The following is an 847-nucleotide window of genomic DNA, read 5'->3' on the forward strand; positions in this document are numbered from 1 at the left end:
AGCTTGCGGGCGACCTCGGAGCCGATGCGCTCCTGCGCTTCTTCCGTCGAGCCGCCGATATGCGGGGTGAGGATCACGTTGGGCAGGCCCTGCAGGGGCGTCACGAAGCGCTCGGCGTTCGAGCCCGGCTCCTTCGGGAACACGTCCACCGCCGCCCCCGCCAGATGACCGTCGCGCAGCGCCGCGGCCAGGGCGTCGAGGTCCACCACCGTGCCGCGCGCGTTGTTGATCAGGTACGCCCCCCGCTTCATCCGCGCGATCTCGGAGGCCCCGATCATGTTGGCGGTCGCCTCCGTCTCCGGCACGTGCAGCGAGACCACGTCCGCCTGGGCGAGCAGCTCGCCCAGGCTCTCCACCGGCTCGGTGTTGCCGTGGCGCAGCCGGTCGGTGTGGTCGTAGAAGATCACCCGCATGCCCATCGCTTCCGCCAGCGTCGAGAGCTGCGTGCCGATGTTGCCGTAGCCCACGATGCCCAGCGTCTTGCCGCGCACCTCGACCGAGCCGATGGCCGACTTGTCCCACTCCCCCGCATGCGCGCCCACCGAGCGGGGCGTGATGCGGCGCAAGAGCATCACGATCTCGCCGATGACGAGTTCGGCCACCGAGCGCGTGTTGGAGAAGGGCGCGTTGAAGACCGGGATGCCGCGCCCGCGCGCGGCCGGCAGATCGACCTGGTTGGTGCCCACCGAGAAGCAGCCCACCGCCAGCAGCCGGTCGGCGGCCGCGAACGCCGCCTCGTCGAGCTGGGTGCGCGAGCGGATGCCCAGGATGTGCACGCCGCGCAGCGCCGCGTGCAGCGCCTCGCGGTCGAGCGCCTTCGGCAGACGCACCAGGTTCGTGTAGCCCG

At 71.5% G+C, this 847-nt stretch carries 1 protein-coding gene; it reads right to left on the reverse strand.

The features are described from left to right. The coding region (serA, locus tag MFF56_RS31865; protein WP_066926287.1) for a phosphoglycerate dehydrogenase at positions 1–847 on the reverse strand (847 nt) is incomplete at both ends.

The organism is Methylobacterium hispanicum (genome assembly GCF_022179285.1).
Classification (GTDB): domain Bacteria; phylum Pseudomonadota; class Alphaproteobacteria; order Rhizobiales; family Beijerinckiaceae; genus Methylobacterium; species Methylobacterium hispanicum.